The sequence below is a fragment of the Pectobacterium betavasculorum genome (genome assembly GCF_000749845.1).
In the GTDB taxonomy this organism is placed as follows: Bacteria; Pseudomonadota; Gammaproteobacteria; order Enterobacterales; family Enterobacteriaceae; genus Pectobacterium; species Pectobacterium betavasculorum.
In genome coordinates this window covers 570120-590981 of the sequence record NZ_JQHM01000001.1, presented here as the reverse complement: position 1 = coordinate 590981, position 20862 = coordinate 570120, and the positions used below count along the sequence as shown (strand labels likewise).

17 protein-coding genes, 1 tRNA gene and 1 pseudogene are annotated in these 20862 nt (G+C 49.0%); 13 read left to right on the top strand and 6 right to left on the bottom strand.

Annotated elements, in window-relative coordinates; all coding sequences use genetic code 11:
* Positions 1–239 precede the first annotated feature (239 nt).
* The 4 genes from KP22_RS02650 to yejF are packed head-to-tail and all read left to right on the top strand — an operon-like array spanning position 240 to position 5798.
* Entirely contained in the window at positions 240–2048 is a 1809-nt protein-coding gene (locus KP22_RS02650) for an extracellular solute-binding protein (protein WP_039322229.1), read from the top strand.
* A 9-nt stretch (positions 2049–2057) separates the two neighbouring features.
* The gene (locus KP22_RS02645; RefSeq protein ID WP_039300926.1) at positions 2058–3155 is read left to right on the top strand and encodes a microcin C ABC transporter permease YejB; all 1098 of its coding nucleotides are present in this window, start codon (positions 2058–2060) and stop codon (positions 3153–3155) included.
* The gene (locus tag KP22_RS02640) at positions 3152–4177 is read left to right on the top strand and encodes an ABC transporter permease (protein WP_039300929.1); all 1026 of its coding nucleotides are present in this window, start codon (positions 3152–3154) and stop codon (positions 4175–4177) included. Before KP22_RS02645 ends, KP22_RS02640 begins: the two co-directional genes overlap by 4 nt.
* A gap of 1 nt (position 4178) precedes the next feature.
* Positions 4179–5798 (top strand): microcin C ABC transporter ATP-binding protein YejF, encoded by a 1620-nt coding sequence (yejF, locus tag KP22_RS02635; protein WP_039322228.1) that lies wholly within the window; start codon positions 4179–4181, stop codon positions 5796–5798.
* A 35-nt stretch (positions 5799–5833) separates the two neighbouring features.
* Here the strand turns inward: yejF and KP22_RS02630 are convergent, their stop codons facing one another.
* The 3 genes from KP22_RS02630 to rsuA all read right to left on the bottom strand — a co-directional run bounded on the left by KP22_RS02630 (position 5834) and on the right by rsuA (position 8487).
* Positions 5834–6178, bottom strand: coding sequence for a YejG family protein (locus KP22_RS02630; protein ID WP_039300934.1), 345 nt, complete (start codon positions 6176–6178; stop codon positions 5834–5836).
* A 381-nt stretch (positions 6179–6559) separates the two neighbouring features.
* Positions 6560–7750 (bottom strand): Bcr/CflA family multidrug efflux MFS transporter, encoded by a 1191-nt coding sequence (locus tag KP22_RS02625; protein WP_039300937.1) that lies wholly within the window; start codon positions 7748–7750, stop codon positions 6560–6562.
* Between the two features lie 41 nt (positions 7751–7791).
* Positions 7792–8487, bottom strand: coding sequence for a 16S rRNA pseudouridine(516) synthase RsuA (gene rsuA / locus KP22_RS02620; protein ID WP_039322219.1), 696 nt, complete (start codon positions 8485–8487; stop codon positions 7792–7794).
* A 196-nt stretch (positions 8488–8683) separates the two neighbouring features.
* Between rsuA and KP22_RS02615 the strand changes: the two genes are divergently transcribed.
* The 3 genes from KP22_RS02615 (at position 8684) to rplY (ending at position 11378) form a co-directional block, all read left to right on the top strand.
* The gene (locus KP22_RS02615; protein ID WP_039300943.1) at positions 8684–8923 is read left to right on the top strand and encodes a YecH family metal-binding protein; all 240 of its coding nucleotides are present in this window, start codon (positions 8684–8686) and stop codon (positions 8921–8923) included.
* A gap of 2 nt (positions 8924–8925) precedes the next feature.
* Positions 8926–10686, top strand: coding sequence for a DNA repair helicase RadD (gene radD, locus KP22_RS02610; RefSeq protein ID WP_039322217.1), 1761 nt, complete (start codon positions 8926–8928; stop codon positions 10684–10686).
* A 407-nt stretch (positions 10687–11093) separates the two neighbouring features.
* A complete protein-coding gene (gene rplY, locus KP22_RS02605) occupies positions 11094–11378 on the top strand; it encodes a 50S ribosomal protein L25 (protein WP_011094282.1) in 285 nt (94 codons plus the stop codon).
* A 321-nt stretch (positions 11379–11699) separates the two neighbouring features.
* On the opposite strand, the gene yejK is transcribed toward rplY, so the two are convergent.
* Positions 11700–12707 (bottom strand): nucleoid-associated protein YejK, encoded by a 1008-nt coding sequence (gene yejK / locus KP22_RS02595; RefSeq protein ID WP_039300954.1) that lies wholly within the window; start codon positions 12705–12707, stop codon positions 11700–11702.
* Between the two features lie 219 nt (positions 12708–12926).
* Here yejK and KP22_RS02590 point away from each other — a divergent pair, with 219 nt between their 5' ends.
* From KP22_RS02590 to KP22_RS02575, 4 genes and pseudogenes are all read left to right on the top strand, one after another.
* A complete protein-coding gene (locus tag KP22_RS02590) occupies positions 12927–13157 on the top strand; it encodes a YejL family protein (protein ID WP_039300958.1) in 231 nt (76 codons plus the stop codon).
* Between the two features lie 14 nt (positions 13158–13171).
* Positions 13172–14920: an LPS biosynthesis-modulating metalloenzyme YejM gene (gene yejM / locus KP22_RS02585; RefSeq protein ID WP_039322216.1), complete on the top strand. Its 1749-nt coding sequence runs from the start codon at positions 13172–13174 to the stop codon at positions 14918–14920.
* Positions 14921–14997: 77 nt separating this feature from the next.
* A tRNA-Pro gene (locus KP22_RS02580) sits at positions 14998–15074 on the top strand.
* A gap of 187 nt (positions 15075–15261) precedes the next feature.
* Positions 15262–16074, top strand: a pseudogene (locus tag KP22_RS02575) (phage integrase central domain-containing protein); the annotation flags it as partial.
* 34 nt (positions 16075–16108) lie between these two features.
* On the opposite strand, the gene KP22_RS22125 reads toward KP22_RS02575, so the two are convergent.
* Both KP22_RS22125 and KP22_RS02560 read right to left on the bottom strand, forming a co-directional pair.
* A protein-coding gene (locus tag KP22_RS22125; protein ID WP_156107256.1) for an IS3 family transposase occupies positions 16109–17622 on the bottom strand; the annotation gives its coding sequence in 2 pieces (ribosomal slippage) (positions 16109–17169 and positions 17169–17622; 1515 coding nt in all).
* A 958-nt stretch (positions 17623–18580) separates the two neighbouring features.
* Positions 18581–19981 (bottom strand): HEPN domain-containing protein, encoded by a 1401-nt coding sequence (locus KP22_RS02560; protein ID WP_244879996.1) that lies wholly within the window; start codon positions 19979–19981, stop codon positions 18581–18583.
* A 320-nt stretch (positions 19982–20301) separates the two neighbouring features.
* On the opposite strand from KP22_RS02560, the gene relB reads away from it, so the two are divergent.
* Together relB and KP22_RS02550 are read left to right on the top strand one after the other, a co-directional pair.
* Complete coding sequence (gene relB / locus KP22_RS02555) at positions 20302–20547, top strand: type II toxin-antitoxin system RelB family antitoxin (RefSeq protein WP_039302781.1); 246 nt, start codon at positions 20302–20304, stop codon at positions 20545–20547.
* Positions 20537–20821, top strand: a complete 285-nt coding sequence (locus KP22_RS02550; RefSeq protein WP_039302778.1) for a type II toxin-antitoxin system RelE/ParE family toxin — start codon at positions 20537–20539, stop codon at positions 20819–20821. Before relB ends, KP22_RS02550 begins: the two co-directional genes overlap by 11 nt.
* Positions 20822–20862 lie beyond the last annotated feature (41 nt).

Below are 20862 nucleotides of genomic sequence, written 5' to 3'. Positions count from 1 at the left end.
CTGCGGCATATTGCGCAAAATATGACTAACTCAACAACCTGAAACATTAACAGGCCGTGATTAAGGTAGGTTTATCACCTGATTTCATGATAAAAAGAAAACACGCAACTTCCCGATGGGAATGTTAATTATTTCAAGAACTTTATGCCGAACAAATCGGTATCGTCGACGTTACGATATGGCATGTCTATCCCAGTCGCCCAATCAGATAACGTCCGCTAGCAGGAGATTGCCGTCAGATGTTAAAACGCGTTATCGCTGCCGTATTGCTTTGCACGACCCATTTTGGGCTGTACGCCGAAACGATTGAGAACAGCACTCGCTTTGCGCTTTTGGGTGAACCCAAATATGCCGAGAATTTCAGCCATTTTGACTATGTCAATCCTGAAGCCCCCAAAGGCGGCAACATTACTCTCAGCGCATTAGGCACTTTTGACAATTTCAACCGTTTCGCGCTGCGTGGTGTGGCGGCAGCACGTACGGAACGACTCTACGATTCGCTCTTTACGTCTTCTGATGACGAACCCGGCAGCTATTATCCGTTAGTCGCGCTGACAACACGCCATCCGGCGGATTTCCGCTGGATTGAAATAGAGATGAATCCCAAAGCCCGCTTTCATGACGGCTCACCGATCACCGCCGCTGACGTGGCGTTCACCTACAACATGTTTATGACGCAGGGCGTGCCGCAGTTCCGCATCTATTTTAAAGATGTGACCGCCAAAGCCATTGCGCCGCTGACCGTACGCTTCGATTTTCCCGTGTCCGACAAGAACCGCATGTTCAGCCTGCTGACTCTGCCCATCATGCCGGAGAAATTCTGGAGAAATCATAAATTCAGCGAGCCGCTATCGTATCCGCCTCCGGCCAGTGGCCCTTATCGCATTACCGCCTATCGAACGGGGCAATATGTCACCTATTCCCGCGTGAAAGACTACTGGGGTGCCGATCTGCCGGTAAATAAAGGCCAGTACAATTTCGACAAAATTCGCTACGACTATTATCTGGACGACAGCGTTGCGCTGGAAGCCTTTAAAGCCGGAGCCTTCGACCTGCGTGAAGAAGGATCGCCAAAACATTGGGCGACCCAATATCAGGGCGGCAATTTTGCGCGTGGCTATATCATTAAACAGGAGCAGATCAATCAATCCGCCCAGGATACGCGTTGGCTCGCGTTCAATATCCAGCGGCCGTTGTTTAAGGATCGCCGCGTTCGTCAGGCATTAGCCCTGGCGTTTGACTTCAACTGGATGAACAAAGCGCTGTATTACAACGCCTACCAACGTACCGATAGCTATTTCCAAAATACTGAGTATGCCGCTAAAGGGGAACCCAGCGCAGAGGAACTGGCCTGGCTGACGCCACTGAAGGACAACGTTCCCCCCGAAGTCTTTGGCTCCAGCTATCAACCGCCCTCCTCCGATGCCAGCGGATATGATCGACAAAACTGGCTCAAGGCAATCAAACTGCTGGAAGAGGCTGGATGGGAACTGAAAGATCAAAAACTGGTTAATCGCAAAACCGGGCAGCCATTTGCGTTTGAACTGCTATTGCCAAGCGCCGGTAATTCGCAGTATGTCTTGCCTTTCCAGCAGAGCCTGAAAAAACTGGGCATCACCATGAACGTGCGTAACATCGACAGCACACAGTTCAATAATCGTATCCGTAAACGGGATTTCGATATGACGGCCACAGTTTATAGGGCGTTTCTCTACCCCAGTGATGACTTACCCATTTATTGGAGTACCCAGTATATCGACTCGACCTACAACAGGCCGGGAGTCAGCGATCCCGCTATTGACTCGCTTATCGAGGAAATCGTTAAGCATCAGGGGCAAAAAGCGCCGCTACAGTCACTCGGTCGCGCTCTCGACAGGGTATTGACCTGGAATCAGTTCATGATTCCGATGTGGTATTCCAATCATGACCGCTTTGCCTATTGGAACAAGTTTGCCATGCCCGCCGTGCGTCCAGCCTATTCGCTTGGTTTTGATGGTTGGTGGTTCGATACCAAACAGGCGGCCACGCTGCCCGCAGAGCGACGTTAAGGAATCAAAATGGGAACGTATCTGTTACGCCGCCTCTTGCTGGTCATTCCAACCCTGTGGGCGATTATTACGATTAACTTCTTCATTGTACAAATTGCTCCCGGCGGCCCAGTCGATCAAGCTATCGCAGCAATCGAAATGGGACACGGCAGCGGCTATACCGCCAATAGCGGAATGGATGCAGGCATGGCGCGCACGGGCTCCAGCGGCGCGCCCAATATAGAGAACGCTTACCGTGGTTCACGTGGGCTCGACCCGGAAGTCATCGAGGAAATCACTAAACGCTATGGTTTCGATAAACCGATCCATGAGCGCTATTTTAAACTGCTGTGGGATTACGTTCGTTTTGACTTCGGCGACAGCCTGTTCCGTGGCTCTTCGGTGATGCAACTCATTAAAGAAAGCATGCCTGTTTCGATTACGCTGGGACTGTGGAGTACGCTAATCGTCTACCTGATATCGATTCCCCTTGGCATCAAGAAAGCAGTAAAGAACGGCACACCGTTCGATACCTGGAGCAGCACGCTAATCATTATCGGGTATGCCATTCCAGCGTTTTTGTTTGCGATTATTTTGATTGTGCTGTTCGCGGGAGGCAGTTATCTGGACTGGTTCCCGCTTCGAGGCCTGGTTTCCAGTAATTTTGACACCCTACCGTGGTACAGCAAAATTACCGACTATTTGTGGCATATCGCGCTACCGATTCTGGCTTCCGTGATTGGCGGTTTTGCTACCCTCACGATGCTCACCAAGAACTCCTTTATGGATGAGATTCGCAAGCAATACGTCGTTACGGCGCGCGCAAAAGGGCTCGATGAAAAGAGCATTCTCTACCGCCACGTGTTCCGAAATGCCATGCTGCTGGTGATTGCAGGCTTCCCCGCCACCTTTATCAGTATGTTTTTCACCGGGTCACTGTTGATCGAAGTGATGTTCTCTCTTAACGGGCTGGGTCTGTTAGGTTATGACGCCACGCTGCAACGTGATTATCCCGTCATGTTCGGCACGCTGTATATCTTCACGCTGATCGGCTTATTGCTGAATATCGTCAGCGACATAACTTATACGCTAGTAGATCCGCGTATCGATTTTGAGGGTCGCCAATGAGCCGCTTAAGCCCGATTAATCAAGCGCGCTGGGCGCGTTTTAAAAGTAATCGTCGCGGTTACTGGTCGCTGTGGATTTTCATGGTGCTGTTTATCCTCAGCCTGTTTTCCGAACTGATCGCCAATGACAAACCGCTGCTGGTGAAATATGACGGTCAGCTCTATACGCCGGTACTGATTGATCATAGCGAGAGAACGTTCGGTGGACAGTTAGATACCACGGCTGACTTCCGCGATCCTTATATCGCCGAACGTATCAGCAGCCACGGCTGGGCCATCTGGCCACTGATTCACTACAGCTACGACACCATAAACTATGCAACTACGGCGTCCTTTCCATCGGCCCCCTCTTGGCAGAACTGGCTGGGGACGGACAGTCAGGGGAAAGACGTGGTCGCACAGGTGCTTTATGGCTTCCGTATCTCTCTGCTGTTCGGTCTGGCGCTCACCATCCTATCCAGCGTGATTGGTATTATCGTAGGGGCGACACAGGGCTATTACGGCGGACGTCTCGACCTATGGGGCCAACGCTTTATCGAAGTGTGGTCTGGCATGCCGACGCTGTTTCTCATCATCCTGCTGTCCAGTGTGATTCAGCCGGACTTCTGGTGGCTATTGGCGATTACCGTACTTTTCGGCTGGATGAGTCTGGTTGGCGTGGTGCGGGCAGAGTTTTTGCGTACGCGAAACTTTGACTATATTCGCGCGGCGCAGGCGATGGGGGTCAGCGATCGCGCCATTATGTTCCGCTGCATGTTGCCAAACGCGATGGTCGCGACGCTAACCTATCTGCCCTTTATTCTCTGCGGCTCGATTACCACACTGACCTCGCTGGATTTTCTCGGTTTTGGTCTGCCGATGGGCTCGCCATCATTAGGCACTTTATTGCTGGAAGGGAAAAATAACCTTCAGGCACCGTGGCTGGGTATTACCGTGTTTATGGTACTTTCCATCGTGCTTTCCTTACTCATTTTTATCGGCGAAGCGGTGCGCGACGCCTTTGACCCCAGCAAGGCACATTAATATGTCCAGTTCACCTTTATTGCAGATAGATAATCTCAGCATTGCCTTCCGCAAAGGCGATCAGGAACAGCGTGTTGTCGACCAGCTTTCACTGGCGGTGAACACCGGCGAGACGCTTGCATTGGTCGGTGAGTCAGGCTCGGGGAAAAGCGTCACCGCACTGTCAGTTTTGCGTTTGCTCCCTTCCCCACCCGTGGTTTATCCGCAAGGGGATATTCGTTTTGATGGGCAATCGCTGCTGCATGCCGATGAAAAAACACTGCGTCAGATACGCGGTAACCGAATTGCGATGATCTTTCAGGAACCGATGGTGTCGCTCAACCCTCTGCAACGCATTGAAAAACAGCTGATTGAGGTACTTTCTCTACATCGGGGTATGCGCACCGAGGCAGCACGAAGCGAAGTCATTTCCTGTCTGGATCGCGTGGGTATTCGGCAGGCGAAAAGCCGATTGAATGATTTCCCACACCAGCTTTCCGGTGGAGAACGCCAGCGCGTCATGATTGCCATGGCGCTACTCACCCAGCCCGATTTACTCATTGCCGATGAGCCCACAACGGCGCTGGACGTTACCGTTCAGGCGCAAATACTGAAATTGCTGAATGAGCTGAAGCAGGAATTAAGGATGAGCTTACTGTTCATCACCCACGATCTGAGCATCGTCCGTCAGTTGGCGGATAACGTGTCGGTTATGAAGGCAGGTCAGGCTGTGGAGCACAACAGCTGTCAGCAGCTTTTCAGCGCGCCGCAACATCCTTACACGCGCCAATTGCTGGACGCAGAGCCATCAGGCGAGCCGCTTCCAGTAGAGGACGACGGTGAACCGCTCTTGCGGGTGGAACAACTGCACGTTTCATTTCCTGTCAAACGCGGCCTTTTGCGCCGTACCGTTGATGAAAAGAAGGTGGTTAACAATATTAGTTTCACCTTACGGCGCGGTGAAAGCCTGGGTTTGGTGGGGGAATCTGGTTCAGGAAAAAGCACAACAGGATTAGCGTTACTGCGCCTGATTCAATCACGCGGCGATATCTGGTTTGATGGGCATGCTTTGCAAGGGCTGACCCGTAAGCAAATGCTGCCCTTCCGTCACCGGATTCAGGTTGTCTTTCAGGATCCTAACTCGGCGCTGAACCCAAGACTAAACGTGGAACAAATCATTGCTGAGGGATTGACCGTTCATCACGCATTAAGCAAGGAAGCACGTGAGCAGCGCGTGGTGGCGGTGATGCAGGAGGTCGGCCTTGATCCCACCACCCGCTACCGCTATCCATCCGAGTTTTCCGGCGGTCAGCGCCAGCGTATCGCTATCGCTCGGGCGCTGATCCTGCAACCAGAACTGCTGATCCTCGATGAACCCACATCGTCGCTGGACAGAACCGTTCAGGCGCAAATTCTGGCACTGCTGAGATCATTACAGGAAAAACACAAAATCGCCTACCTGTTTATCAGCCATGATTTGCAGGTTATTCGTTCGCTGTGCCATCAGGTTATTGTATTACGGCAGGGAGAAGTGGTCGAACAGGGGAAATGTGAACAGGTATTCACGCACCCTGCCGAACATTATACGCGGGAGTTGCTACAGTTCTCATCCTGCACGACAGGAGCATCGTCGCCACAATGAGAGAATACGTAGCGTCAGGCTGCTGACGCTACGGTTTAAAAAGGGTACTGTGCCGATACAGATTCAGCGATAGCAACACCGACATTCTTCAGACGACACATTGACGTGCTTTCATCATTACGATGCAAAAACAGACACGGCTCGCCTTCCCATTCCAGAACGGCGCATTCAACCTGTATTTCAGACAGGGATTGATTCAGCTGGCGCATGATTTCCCATGCGATATCACCATCATGGCTCAACAGTTTGAGGCCAATCAGGTTATTGTCTTCTTCTCTGCCGCTCAGCGGAATCGGTTCAACATTGATGCCTGTAAAACCCGATAACCAGCGATAACTTTGCGGCAAACGATGAACTACCGAAAGTTGAAAACCGTCCACTACTGTTTCCTCAGGTAATAATTCACAAAATGGTAACATATTTATCATGGTAACGTGTTCGCACTATTTTTTGCCACTTTTTGTGAACAAAAAAACAACAAACACATATTTTGCATATCGTGACAGTGGCTAACGAACCTGATTGCAAGCGCTATTAATGCCAAATTGATCACGAATCGCTCTTCTTTTCCGGCTATATGTAACCTTTTCCATTTAATATCTCAACCCTTTTCAGCCCCTTCGTTCACTTTTAGGTCAAATATTTTACATTAGCAAAACAAAAAGGAATGGCAGGCTACCATTGTCAGAAGGAAAATGAGAAAGAGAAGAAAGCAGATTCAGATGTAGGCACACTTACCTGCATCTGAAAGATAGGGAAAATCAGGCCGCGGGAGAGCGATGCGCGTACAGGTACAGCAGAAATGCACCGATAGAACAGAGCGCCATAGATAACACCATCGGCCAGGCGCTGTTGAAGGAAGCCAGTGACAGGGCAACACCCACAATTGCACCAAGACCAAAGCGTAGCGTGCCAGCCAACGATGAGGCCGTCCCTGCCATATGCGGGAAATCATCAAGAATAACCGCCATCGCATTCGACGCCACCATCGCGATACAGCCGACAAACAGCGCAACACCAAACACCAGCGGTAAGAAACCGAGATCGAACAGACAGACAACCACCAGCCATATCCCCATCACAAACTGAATGACCAGCCCTGTGCGGAACATCGCCAGCGCCCCCAACCGCCGTACATTGCGACTGTTAAACAGCGTCACCACAAACAGAAAGACGACATTCAGGGCAAAATAGTAGCCAAAATTCTGAGGAGAAACGCCGTACAGATTGATATACACAAACGGTCCGGCACTCAGAAAAGAGAACATGCCGCAAAACGAAAGCCCGCTCGCCGCCATATAGCTAAACACCCGCTTGTGGCGAAACAGAATGGCGAAATTCCCGATAGTGGTACGCAGATGAAATTTCTGCCGTTTCGCAGGCGGTAAGGTTTCTTTGATAAAAAAGAAGATCAGCGCTGACGCCAGAAAAGCCGCAGCAGAGATCGTCCAGAAAATGGAATGCCAGCTAAACCACAACAGCAGCCAACCACCGGCAATCGGTGCAATTAAGGGGGCAACCGTCATCACTAGCACGACAAACGACATCATGCGAGAAAAATCATCCCGCGAGAACATATCGCGCATCAGTGCATTAATGACGACCGCAGCGGCGGCGGCAGAAACACCGTGCAGGAAACGCATATAGATCAGCTGTTCTACCGTTTGCGCCAGCGCACAGGCCACGCCTGCAAACGCAAAAACCAACGTGCCGCCGAGAATGACAGGTTTACGCCCCAGGCTGTCCGCCATCGGTCCGTAGAACATCTGGCCAATAGCAAAACCCAGCACGTAAGCACTGAGCGTCATTTGGACGTGCCCATCCCCCACGCCAAACTCGTTAGCGATGGTCGGCAGCGCGGGTAAATACATATCGATAGCTAACGGCATTAGCATCGAAATCAGGCCAAGAATAAAAATCAGCCCGAGGTGAGGAGAACGGCGTAATTGCACTAACTAGCTCCAGATTAGAAATAAGGCTATTCTGAACAATATTATTTTACGCTGGAAATCTCTTCAGCACTCAACTCCCGGAATTCCCCCGGTTCCAGTTCGCTATCCAAACAGATGCCACCGATCCGCTCGCGATGTAGATCCACAACGCGATTACCCACCGCAGCGAACATCCTTTTCACCTGATGATAACGGCCTTCGCTAATCGTCAAACGAACAACATGGTCCGTTATCTTCTCAAGCGTAGCGGGTTTAGTGAGATTCTTCTCGCTATGCAGTTGTACACCCACCGTAAATTGCGCAGCGGTATCCTCGGCCAGAGGCAGCTCCAGCGTCACCAGATAGGTTTTTTCACATTCATGTTTAGGTGAGGTAATACGATGCGACCATTTTCCATCGTCAGTTAACAGCACCAGCCCCGTGGTATCGATATCCAAACGCCCTGCGGCATGCAGTTTGTACGCCACCGGGACATCCATAAAATAAAGAATGGTAGGATGATCGGGATCGTCCGTTGAACAAACGTAACCCTGAGGCTTATTCAACATGAAATAACGCGGGCCGTTCTGCTGTTTCAACGGGTTACCATCAAATTCAACGTTATGCTCGGGGGATAACTTGAATGCACCGCTTTTTACCACTTCACCATCGACGGTAACACGCTGTGCGTGGAGCTCGCGCGCCACCAGTGAACGACTAATTTCCAACTGCTGGGATAAAAATTTGTCCAATCGCATTAAAACTGACTACCTATTTCAAATAACTGCCGGTCCCAAATCGTGAGACAGTAGTATAACGGGGCTTTGCCCGCCCGTCCTGCAATTCACCGCCTGCAAGTTGCTCTTTTTAGCCTACCTTCACGCTGCGTACCCCTCGCACTGGGTATTATCAACAGGCATAATAAAGGCAATTTTTTATATTTTAAGGACAACCATGTCATCTATTCACGGTCATGAAGTTTTGCAAATGATGATCGCGTCCGGTGAGTCATTTACTACCGAACAGCTGATTACCGCCATAGAAACCCGCTTCGGCAGCGCAGCGCGTTTTCATACCTGCTCCGCCGAAAACATGACGGCTTCAATGCTGGTGCAATTTCTGTCTGAACGCGGAAAATTCATTCCGCACGATACAGGCTTCACCACCAGCGCCAGTAAAATCTGCCAGCACTAGCGATGTCATTCACACTGCGGCCTTACCAGCGTGAGGCTGTTTCTGCCACGCTCGACTATTTTCGGCGTCACACTCAACCCGCCGTCATCGTCTTGCCTACTGGTGCAGGGAAAAGTCTGGTGATCGCCGAACTGGCACGACTTGCTCGTGGTCGTGTACTAGTGCTCGCGCACGTCAAGGAACTGGTCGCACAAAATCACGCCAAATACTGCGCCTGGGATTTGGAAGCAGATATCTTCGCCGCAGGACTGCAACAGCGAGAGAGTCAGGGAAAGGTCGTCTTTGGCAGCGTGCAGTCTGTCGCACGTAATCTCGACCAGTTCGATAACGCCTTCTCCTTACTGCTCATTGATGAATGTCACCGCATCAGCGATGACGATAACAGTCAATATCAGCAAATCATCCAGCATCTGCAAACGACTAACCCCCAACTGCGGCTGCTTGGCCTGACTGCGACGCCCTATCGCCTTGGCAAAGGCTGGATATATCAGTATCACTATCACGGCATGATGCGCGGCGACGAGCGTTGTTTGTTCCGCGACTGCATCTATGAGTTACCGCTGCGCTATATGATCAAGCATGGCTTTCTGGTGCCACCGAATCGGCTGGATATGCCAGTGGTGCAATATGATTTCAGTAAACTTGTCGCACGCAGCAACGGGCTATTCAGTGAAGCAGACCTGAATCTCGAACTCAAACGCCAGCAGCGTATTACGCCGCACATCATCAGCCAGGTTGTTGATTATGCGCAAACGCGGCGCGGTGTGATGATTTTTGCGTCTACCGTCGAGCATGCCAAAGAAATTGCAACGCTATTGCCCGCCGTTCAGACTGCGCTGGTCAGCGCCGATACGCCTCCCGCCGAGCGAGATGCGCTGATAGACGCCTTTAAACAGCAGTCGTTGAAATACCTGGTAAACGTAGCGGTTTTAACAACCGGTTTCGACGCCCCGCATGTCGACCTTATTGCCATCCTTCGCCCAACGGAGTCCGTGAGTCTCTATCAGCAAATTGTCGGACGCGGTTTACGTTTGTATCCAGGGAAAACGGACTGTCTGATACTGGATTACGCAGGTAACCCACACGATCTCTACACGCCAGAAGTCGGCAATAGTAAACCTCATGCTGGCAGCCAGCCGGTGCAGGTTTTCTGCCCTGAGTGTGGTTTTGCTAACCTGTTCTGGGGGAAAACCACCCCGGACGACGATATTATCGAACACTATGGCCGCCGCTGTCAGGGCTGGGAAATGACGGAAAGCGGCCAACGCCAACAGTGTGATTTCCGGTTTCGGTTTAAAGTCTGCCCACACTGTGGAGCAGAAAACGATATTGCTGCACGGCGTTGCCACCAGTGTGACGAGATATTGGTCGACCCCGATGACATGCTGAAAGCCGCGCTGAAACTGAAAGATGCGCTGGTTTTGCGCTGTAGTGGTATGAGCTTCGAACAGGGACAGGATGCAAAAGGTGAGTGGTTAAAAATTACCTACCACGATGAAGACGGTGCCGAAGTGAGTGAACGTTTTCGCCTGCACACTACCTCTCAGCGCCACGTTTTCCTGCAACAGTTCTTACGTGTTCACCAACGCGCACCGGGAACCTCGTTTAACTGGCAAAATGCCGCTGACGTCATCGCACAGCAGCTATTATTACGCGCACCTGATTTTGTCGTCGCCCGTAAACACGGAAAATTCTGGCAAATACGCGAAAAGCTCTTTGATTATCAGGGCCGCTTTCGCCGCGCCAACGAGCTCCGCGGCTAAAGTATACTCTAAATAATTCGAGTTTCAGGCAGGCGGCAAGTGAGGGTCAAATTCGTCGGGAACGAATTTGACCAGCCAACGGCTGGCCTCCGGTGAGAGACAGGATGTCTCTCATTTAATCCCGATGAGCTTACTCAGGTAAGTGATTCGGGTGACTGACAAATCTGCTAAAAGCAGATTTGAACGCTGCTTGCAGCGGCCCCAACGGGACGAGGCTCACGCCAGTGTGCCGAGTATCGCTGCCAACACACATGAAACTTGAAGTATGACGAGTAATTTTGGGATTCATTTGCCCGCGGAGCCATATTCCGCTAGAATTTAGCCCGCTTTTGTTCGCAAAAGCTGAATAACCCAACCTGCTGCTGGGTCGCCTGTAGCAGGATTACTTTATATAAGTAGAGAAGAAAATGATTACTATCAAAGCAGAAGCACGTCAAGGTCAGGGTAAGGGTGCGAGCCGCCGCCTGCGTTCAGCTGGTAAATTCCCAGCCATCGTTTACGGTGGTTCAGAAGCACCAGTCTCTATCGAACTGGACCACGATTCAGTAAAAAACCAAGAAGTGAAAGAAGGCTTCTACGGTGAAACACTGATCCTGTCTATCGATGGCAAAGAAGTTCAAGTTAAAGTTCAGGCTGTACAACGTCACGTTTACAAACCTAAACTGACTCATATCGACTTCGTTCGCGTTTAGTTTGCGCTGAAGTCGTTTTCCGGGACGCCGGGAAAGAGGAACGCCGCTTATGCGGCGTTTTTTTTATAAAAAATTTATTCACAAAGGAATGTGAATATGTTTCGAGATATCTCTCAACGGCTTACCGCTATTGATGCCTTGCGCGGTCTGGTGATGGTACTTATGCTACTAGACCATGTGCGGGGTTTTGCCCGCCTGAAGGCCCGTCGCAGGGACATACGCTGGCTCAACTATTTCGTTGTCATTTTCAGACATTATCAGCTGCTGCCCTTTTCCTGACGATAAGAAAAAGGGCAGCAGTGCCTTCTTGCTCGATTTCTACTACTTGCTACCACTCGTTCGACGCTGTAACTGATCGCGCAGATTCGGCGGCGTACCTTTGATCGTCAACGTATCCGTCGCCGGATCCCAGAAAATCCGTTCGCCAAGTAATAACGCATCAAAGTTCAGACTAATGCCGCCACCGCTGCCCGCAAATTTGGTCAACTGACGCAGTGTCCCGCGATCGGCGGGGAAGCTCTCTTCCAACTCATAACCCTGATCGGTTGAAAACTGCTGAAAGGTTTTCTCACCCAGCGGTGGTAGTTCCTGAGACAATGATGCCAGCTCGATTTCTTCGCCGGACTGCAACTGCTCATTGCAGTAGCTATACACCTGCTGGCGATAATTCTGACGCTCGTTTTTATCCAACTGTGCCTCATCACAATATTCATCGACGGCTTTCAGCAGGCCACGGTTTTGTGCTTTGGTGTCCAATCCTTCTGATGCTGCCAGAAAATCCATAAAAAAATCAGACACTTTGCGCCCAACGCGCCCTTTCAGAAACGTCAGGTAGCGCGTGGATTCAGGATTAGTTTCCCATTCAGTCAGATCGATACGTGCGACGATATCGGCATGATTAATATCCAGATAGTGCGTGGTGCTGATATCCAGCTGTTCATTAACCCGCATGCTGTTGCAGCTATTAAGTACCGATATCAATAAATATTCGACCGCCAGATAACGATACTGGCAGAACAACACAATGCCGCCTTCTGCAAACGGATACTTCGCCAGTTCGTCACGCAGGCGTCCAGTCGCGGCGCGTGAGAAACTCAGAAAGTCCTCATCCCCTTTGCGACAAGCCCGCAGCGCATCCGCCAACTCGCTTTGCTCATTAAACAGCCCGTAAGCCTTACTCTTGGCGCTGTAAACGCGATGCAGTTCAGCCATCATATCTTCTACTGCCGCATTGGTCGGCAATAGGGAATCACGCAACACCATTTCCAGCGTTTGTTCGTCACGTTTAATTAGCTGATGCAGGGTAATCTGGGCAATATCCAGACTCATGATAAACTCTCCTTTTGGCAAGGCGCGTATTCAAACACTGATACGGACCACTCGCAATACATAAAGCTGCCCCTTCGCACCGGTATGCGCACTGAGCGTCTACACTAGTTATTGATAAAAGCACGTCAGTGATAAAAGTACATTAATGATAAAAGTGCGGAAAAGCATAAGCCTATACGGTAAGATAAGCGACTTTACCAGCTTGAGATACGCCATTTTATGCCACAATCATCCCGTTATAGTGACGAACACGTTGAACAACTGCTTTCTGAGATGGTCAATGTTCTGGAAAAGCACCACGCCCCGACCGATCTTGCTTTGATGGTGCTCGGTAACATGGTGACGAACCTGATTAACACCAGCGTCGCACCGACTCAACGTCAGATTCTGGCGCGTTCTTTCGCTGAAGCCCTACAGGCTTCGATTAAAAAAGCCGATAAAGCTCACTAAGTCTTGACCAACGTATGGTAACCAACCGTCAGCGCTACCGCGAAAAAGTCTCCCAGATGATCAGTTGGGGACACTGGTTCGCCTTATTCAACATTTTGCTCACTCTGGGGCTGGGTAGCCGCTATCTGTTTGTTGCCGATTGGCCAACGTCCCTGTTCGGTCGAATTTACGCGCTGGTTAGCTGGCTTGGCCATTTCAGTTTTATTGTTTTTGCTGCCTACCTGCTGATTATCTTCCCGCTCACATTCATTGTGATGTCGCAACGTCTGCTGCGGTTCTTGTCTGCGGCGCTGGCAACCACTGGGCTGACAATACTGTTAGTCGACGTTGAAGTCTTTACACGTTTTCACTTGCACCTTAACAGCACCGTTTGGGAGCTCGTTGTCAACCCAGGACAAGGGGAGATTGCCCGCGACTGGCAGTGGATGTTTATTGGCATTCCATTGATTTTTATGGCGGAGATGCTCTTCGGCACCTGGTGCTGGCAAAAACTCCGCAGCCTGAATCGCCGCCATTTTGGCAAACCGCTGGCGGGCGTTTTCATCTCGGCGTTCTTCGCATCGCACCTGATGTACATTTGGGCCGATGCGAATTTCTATCGCCCGATTACCATGCAGCGTGCCAACCTGCCGCTGTCTTATCCGATGACGGCCCGTCGTTTTCTGGAAAAACATGGCCTGTTGGATGCACAGGAATATCAGCGCCGATTGACGCAGCAGGGTAATCCTGAAGCTATGACGGTAGAGTATCCACTCAATAACCTCACCTTCCGCGATAACGGTAGCGGCTATAACCTGCTGATGGTGATGATCGATGATACACAGCCAGATGACATACAAAATCGAATGCCTAACCTGTCGCGCTTCGCCTCAGAAAACGTGCGCTTCAGCGATCACTACGATTCGGGCTCTCAACCAGATGCCGCCTTATTTAATCTGTTTTACGGCCTCTCGACGACCTATATGGATGGTATCCTGAGTGCGCGTAAACCCTCAGCGCTGATCGCCGCGCTAAGCCAACAGAGTTATCAGTTCGGACTATTTTCAGCGAGTGGCTTCAACAGCCCGCTCTATCGTCAGGCATTGCTTTCTGATTTCTCCTTACCCGCGCCGCAGCAGCAAAGCGGCGATACTATCATCACGCAATGGCAAGAGTGGCTCAATCGCGACAATAATCCAGCGCCCTGGTTCTCTTATGTTGAACTGAGCAGTGCGCCGAAAAATGCTTCCAGCAAAGATGCTGAGTCAAGCAGCCGAATGAATATTCAGGACGTTGATCGCCAGATTGGTCAAATTATTCGTACTTTGCAGGAAAAGAACATTCTGGATAACACTGTCGTCATCGTGACAACTGCACAAAACCAGAATGCCAGTACTGGTAGCGCGACACGTTTCGCCCGAACACAGTGGCAAACACCGCTTATTGTTCACTGGCCGAATACGCCAGCACAGACCATTACGAAGATGACGGATAACAAAGACGTCATGACCACGCTGATGCAGCGCCTGTTGCATGTTAAAAACAGCACAGATGATTATTCACAAGGTGAAGATCTGTTCTCTGCCCAACGGCGCTATCCGTGGTTGATTAACGGTAATGACGGCACGCTGCTGATCACAACGCAGGAACAGATCATCGTATTGGAAAGCAACGGCAACTACCGAGCTTACGATATGGCGGGAAATCGGCTGAATGATGAAAAACCGCAGCTTGCCCTGCTTTTGCAGGTACTAACAAACGAAAGGCGCTTTATTGCGAACTAACTGTCTAAATCTAAAGCAGTCGTTCTAGCGAGCTATTGCAATAAGGTCAGGAAAAGGTAGTATGAATGCCATAGCATCGGCACGTAGCGCAGCCTGGTAGCGCACCGTCATGGGGTGTCGGGGGTCGGAGGTTCAAATCCTCTCGTGCCGACCAAATACAACTTCGGTTAGTATCGTTTACTACCGGAAACCCCACAGAAACCCGCATTCTCACTGAGTTTGCGGTTTTTTTGTTGCCTGTTATCTCTCGGGATACCCCGTTTACAGCCGGAAAGTTTGGGACTACATTTGGGACTAAATCAACGTAGTCCCATAAAACCGTAGTCCCAAAGGTAACGATCATGGCAATTCAGGCAAAGCCCCTCACAAACACGGAAGTCAAAGCCGCTAAAGCAGTAGACAAAGAATTGTCGCTACATGATGGTGGCGGGCTGCTATTGTTCGTCAAACCTTCCGGCACAAAGACATGGCGTTTTCGCTATTACCACCCACAAACTAAAAAGCGCACTACACTGACGTTTGGTAGCTATCCGGCAATTTCTTTGGCTGATGCCAGGCAAATGCGGGAAGCTGCAAAAGCGCTCTTAGAAAAAAATATCGATCCACAATTCCACCAGCAACAGCAGCGCGAACAAGAGCAAGCCATCAACCTAAACACGTTCGCTAAAGTCTCCGCTGATTGGTACGAAGTGAAAAAGTCTCAACCGCTGGCCGAGAACACCATTAAAGATATCTGGCGCTCGTTGGAAAAATACGTGTTCCCGTTCATCGGAACCCTACCGATCACTCAGCTTACCGCTCGTCACTTCATCACCGCGCTGGAGCCGATACAGGCCAGCGGCAAACTGGAAACCGTCAAACGGGTAAGCCAGCGAATCAACGAGGTAATGGATTATTCGGTTAACTCTGGGCTGATTCCTGCTAACCCCGCAGCCAAGATCCGCAAAGCGTTTCAGACGCCGGTGAAAACCCATATGCCGACCATTCGGCCAGAGACATTGCCTGGCTTGATGAAAACGCTATCGGTCGCCAGCATTGAGTTACAGACCCGCTTATTGATTGAATGGCAGCTACTCACCGTTACCCGCCCTGCCGAAGCCGCTGAAACCCGCTGGAGTGAAATAAACCTGACGGAGAACACCTGGACGATCCCGGTAAGTGTCAAGATAGTTGGCACCCTTAGCTAATTTACGCCGCCTGTTTTTCCCGTTCCGGATTCAGCGTAACCGGACCTTCCGGTTGCCAGTTTCTTGTCTTTCCTGACCAGCGTTCCGGGTGAGCTTTCTGGGCCTGACGATACAACTCATCCCGCTGTTTCAGCAGTGCTCTGTCTTCACCCCGGTGCCGTTCTGCTGGCGTGACATAGCGTATTCCGCTGTGACGATGCTCTTCATTATACCAGCGGGTAAATTTGTTCACCCAGTTACGGGCATCTGCCAGCGTACTGAACCCCGATGACGGCCACTGTGGGACATATTTCAACGTCCGGAACAGCGACTCCGCATACGCGTTATCATTACTCACCCGTGGCCTGCTGTGGGACGGCGTGATATTCAGCTCATGCAGTTTCATCTGTAAGGTCTGAGATTTCATCGCTGCCCCGTTGTCTGCGTGCAGAACCAGCGGCTGACGCCAGCAGCCTTCCCGCATCACGCTCCGCTGCAACAACGCCGCAGCCTGCTCACCGCTCTCTGTCTCATGAACTTCATAACCGGTGATTTTACGGCTGTACAGGTCGAGTATCATATACAGATAAAACCATCGCCCCCGGACTACCGAGGGGAGCCACGTGATGTCCCAACACCAGGTCTCACAAGGCCCGGTTGCGGTAAACGTCGTCGGGGCGGCCACCTTCTGCTGCCGTACCTGACGTCCCCGACGGTGGACTTCACCTGACCGGCGTAGTATCCGATAAAACGTTGACTCACTGGCAAGGTAAATACCTTTATCAGCCAGTCGCGGCACGATTTGTGACGGTGGCAGGCTGGCATATTCCGGTTCATGACAGACATCCCTGATCCGGCTTTCTTCCTCAGCACTTAGTTGGTTAGCCAATACTGGCCTTATCGCGTCAGGTCGCCGGTCACGGGAAGAATGCTGCCAGCGGTGCCAGGTGCGAAGACTCAGGTTCACTTCACGACAGGCGACTGCAAGCCGTGCACCGGATGTGACCGCTTCATTGATCCAGATGATGAACTGCTTTCGTTCATCTTCCGGGGTCAGTCGTCCCCGTCTGTTTCCCCGTAGTAGTCCGTGAGCTTTTTTCGCAGCACCAGTATGGCTGCCGCCTCCGCGAGCGCTTTTTCTTTACGGAGTAGTTCTTTCTTCAGCTGTTTGTTCTCTTTCTGGCTTTGCGTCAGGGCCGCTTTATCATTGAGATTTTCAGTCTGCATAAAACCCTGTTTCCACTGAATAAGCTGCTCTGGGTAAAGTCCTTTTTTACGGCAGTATTCCGCGATTTCTGCTTCACTGAGTGTGGCGGTTTCGACTATCACGGCAAAGCGTGCTTCTGCTGACCACTGGTCTGTTGTTTTCTCTGCACCGGGCACCGGTTTTCCCTCTGATTTAGCCTGATTACGCCAGTTATAGAGGGTAGCTTCGGATATTCCTTCCATCTGTGCAACAGCAGCAACGGTCATATTGTAGGGCGGTAGCAGTTTTGCCAGTATTCCGGTTTTTCGTTCAGGGGAAACACGTTTCATTTGTCACTCCATGCCCTCAAATTGATTTTTCAGAGGGAGTGACAACTATGCTGACACTGAGGGACGGCAAGCAGCCACGCTTTGTAGTGCTCATGACGCTCGACGACGAGGAAGAGTAAATCACGCGTAAGGTAAAATAAGGTCGGTTCGGTAGGTTCAGTCGGTTCATTATTTTAATACATTGATTTATGGTTTTTTTTATTTGAATAGTGAACCGACCCTGAACCGACTTTAGCCATTTTGAACCGACCTAACCAAACGCCCCTTTTCTGGCTGGCTTGGTGAACCGACTTACACACCGCGTGAACCTACCCATAGGTCGGTTCAATTCTGAAAATAATTTCCCTATCTATCAATCAGTTGACTACGTGAACCGACCCACTTTTGCTTATCTATAAGAATTTGCGCACACAAAAATAATGATGGGTAAAACCATTGCCAGCAAGAAAGTGCGCAAAACGACACTGAACAAGTACGGAAAAATGCTCAATATGGTACGCAGTTGTGCGCATTGCTGTGCGAACTGCGTACCTCGCTGTAACCCGCACCACGCCTCATTTTATTCAATTTGAAATCAATTTTTTGGTCGGTACGCATGTATAGAAATGCTAAGGTTTTTTGCGTAGTCGGCGCAGCGGGATATGGTATGGAGAGTATGCTTGAGATGGTAGATTAGGGTGTATTTTCTATATATGCCCAATTATCAGCATCTGCTCTGCATTTCAGTATGCCAGTCATAACTTGTTTTGACGACCACTCATATGCCAGCGTAGACGTTGCTAAAAATCAGGTAATTCATTAACGCTAGGTTCACACATTTAATTACTCTCTATACTCGTCATACTTCAAGTTGTACGTATGCTGACTGCGTTCTGTCCCCGGATACTTACCAGAGAATGCTCATCAGGATTCCCTCACTTACCACCGTCCTAAAAATAAAACTATTTAGAGCATACAATTATGAATTGTTTTTAAGCGCGGCATTTGTTGGTATTTCATCCAAAAATTTAGGTAGTGCTCTGTTAAAATCAGTTTTTTCTAATCCGAAAATAGAAAAGTAATAAATTGCTCTAAGTAGGGTTTCAGAGCATAATTCTATAATACAAAAAGTAAATCTTTCATCAAGCGATGACCCATGAACAATTTTTGAACGAGCATCATAAAGCTGCCTGGCTTTTTCCTTTATATCATCATTAAGCCCAGCATGAGTAATATTTAGATGAGTAACTCTACGCTTAAAGGTTTCCGTAATATCACCGGCATCATCATCACGAAAATTTATTAATGCCTCCATCGAACTAACTAGTTTTTGTATTTGCTGATAAAAAATATACTCGGTAACAGCGTCCCCATACCATAATAGAGCACGTTCCAATCTATCTACAACTCTTTCACTAGAAAAGTTGGGAATTAACAATAACTCTACAATATGTAATGAAATACTTATAAGACTGCCATTTATACTATGATTTTTATGAAACTCTTCCCAAAAAAATTTAGAGTCGAATTGAAAAACTGGAAAGTTTCGGGTTATTGCATTATTTATATCCTCTCTATTTTTTCCATATCGATAAAAATGGAATGGATGGGTAACTCTATCGGTGGAAGTGAGCAGAGGGATTGCTCTTGGCGATAAACGTGTAGCTAAAAGTTTTAGAACATTGTAAGTAGCATCCCTTGCCTTTTCAGCTTGTTGTAATGAAAGTTTCTCACTACATTTTGTTTTCACATAAACTTCAATATAATAGTTGCAATCAAATGTTCTTGTTTCGTTAAACAGAGTTAACTCTTGCTCTGTTATGTCCATCGGATCTATTGGTACCAATAGAATACTATCACTTAGTTTTAGTTCACCATCTAAATTAAAAATGCTAATTGGGAATTGATATACGTAAGATGAAAATCCTTTTTTTAAATCTGATACTCTATAGGATACTATATTTTTTAGAATTTCAATCTGAATATTGTAATTGTTTCCGTTTTGCATGGCACTATCAAAGAAAATTCCCAGATTATTATTGACGTATTCGTATGTTATCGCTTCTATTATTGGATGTAACTCATAGGGCAAACAGTTCAAGTTACAACATCTTCGAATAATTACTGCCAACTCTCTAATTAAAGATAATGACTGTTCTGTATTATGTAACTGGTAAACACAAGGTTCATGATTTTTCAGTTTATTCAACATTTCCTCGCGTAAATTACAAGGGGGATCGATAATTGTAAATATTAGATTGGCCTTGCTCATCTCCTGAAAGAAGGCATTATGATCATCTATCCATAATTTGTATGCGCGTGCTAGCTCCATAAACAGCTTTTCAAACTTTTTCTCTCCATCTATTGATAGATTAATCAATTTAATTTTCTCTCAGTTAGTTGTTGACTGAAGTCCCTAGAGGGAATAGGAAAAGCATGAATCTACAAAAATCGAACACTATAAATTGATGTCAGCATTACTCATATTTCATATCTTACAAAAAAGGGTTAAGTTTAGTCAAAATGCATCTACAAATAGTTAGCATTAACTTAATCGTCTCGCACTTAGCATGTGTCCATGCTATGAATGACCATCTCATCATAGGGAACGGCAAGTGGCTACCATTGAGTAGCCACTTGCCTCCTTCCCTCTTGACAACTACAATGTATACAAAACACACAATGTAGTGAGGTGGCATTATGGGCGTCATGTCCGTTCGCTTAAATGATGAAACAACCGCGCAGCTTGATGCGTTGGCTAAAGCTACGGGACGTACCCGCTCTTTTCTGGCCGGACAAGCCATTGAAGACTATCTTGCGCGGGAAGCCTGGCAGATAGCAGAGATCGAACAAGCCATTAAAGAAGCCGATGCGGGCGATTTTGTCTCATCAGATGAGATGAACAATCTGTTTAAAAAGTTAGGCACAGTAAGACATGGAAATTAAATGGCTGCATAAAGCTGCGGCCAATTTGGAAGCCGAGTATCTCTATATCGCGCAGGACGATCCACAAGCCGCTAGCCAATTCGTAGATGAAGTCCAAAGGTTGACGGAATTACTACCGCAACAGCCAGCAATGGGAAGACCTGGCCGTGTACCTGGAACACGTGAACTGGTGTTAACGCACTATCCCTACATCATCCCCTACCGCGTGAAAGATAATATGATCCAGATTCTGCGCGTTTTTCATACGCACAGGCGTTTACCATCAAAATGGTGAACAACTCGTTTTCCTGAATTTTAACGAACATCCACCGACTA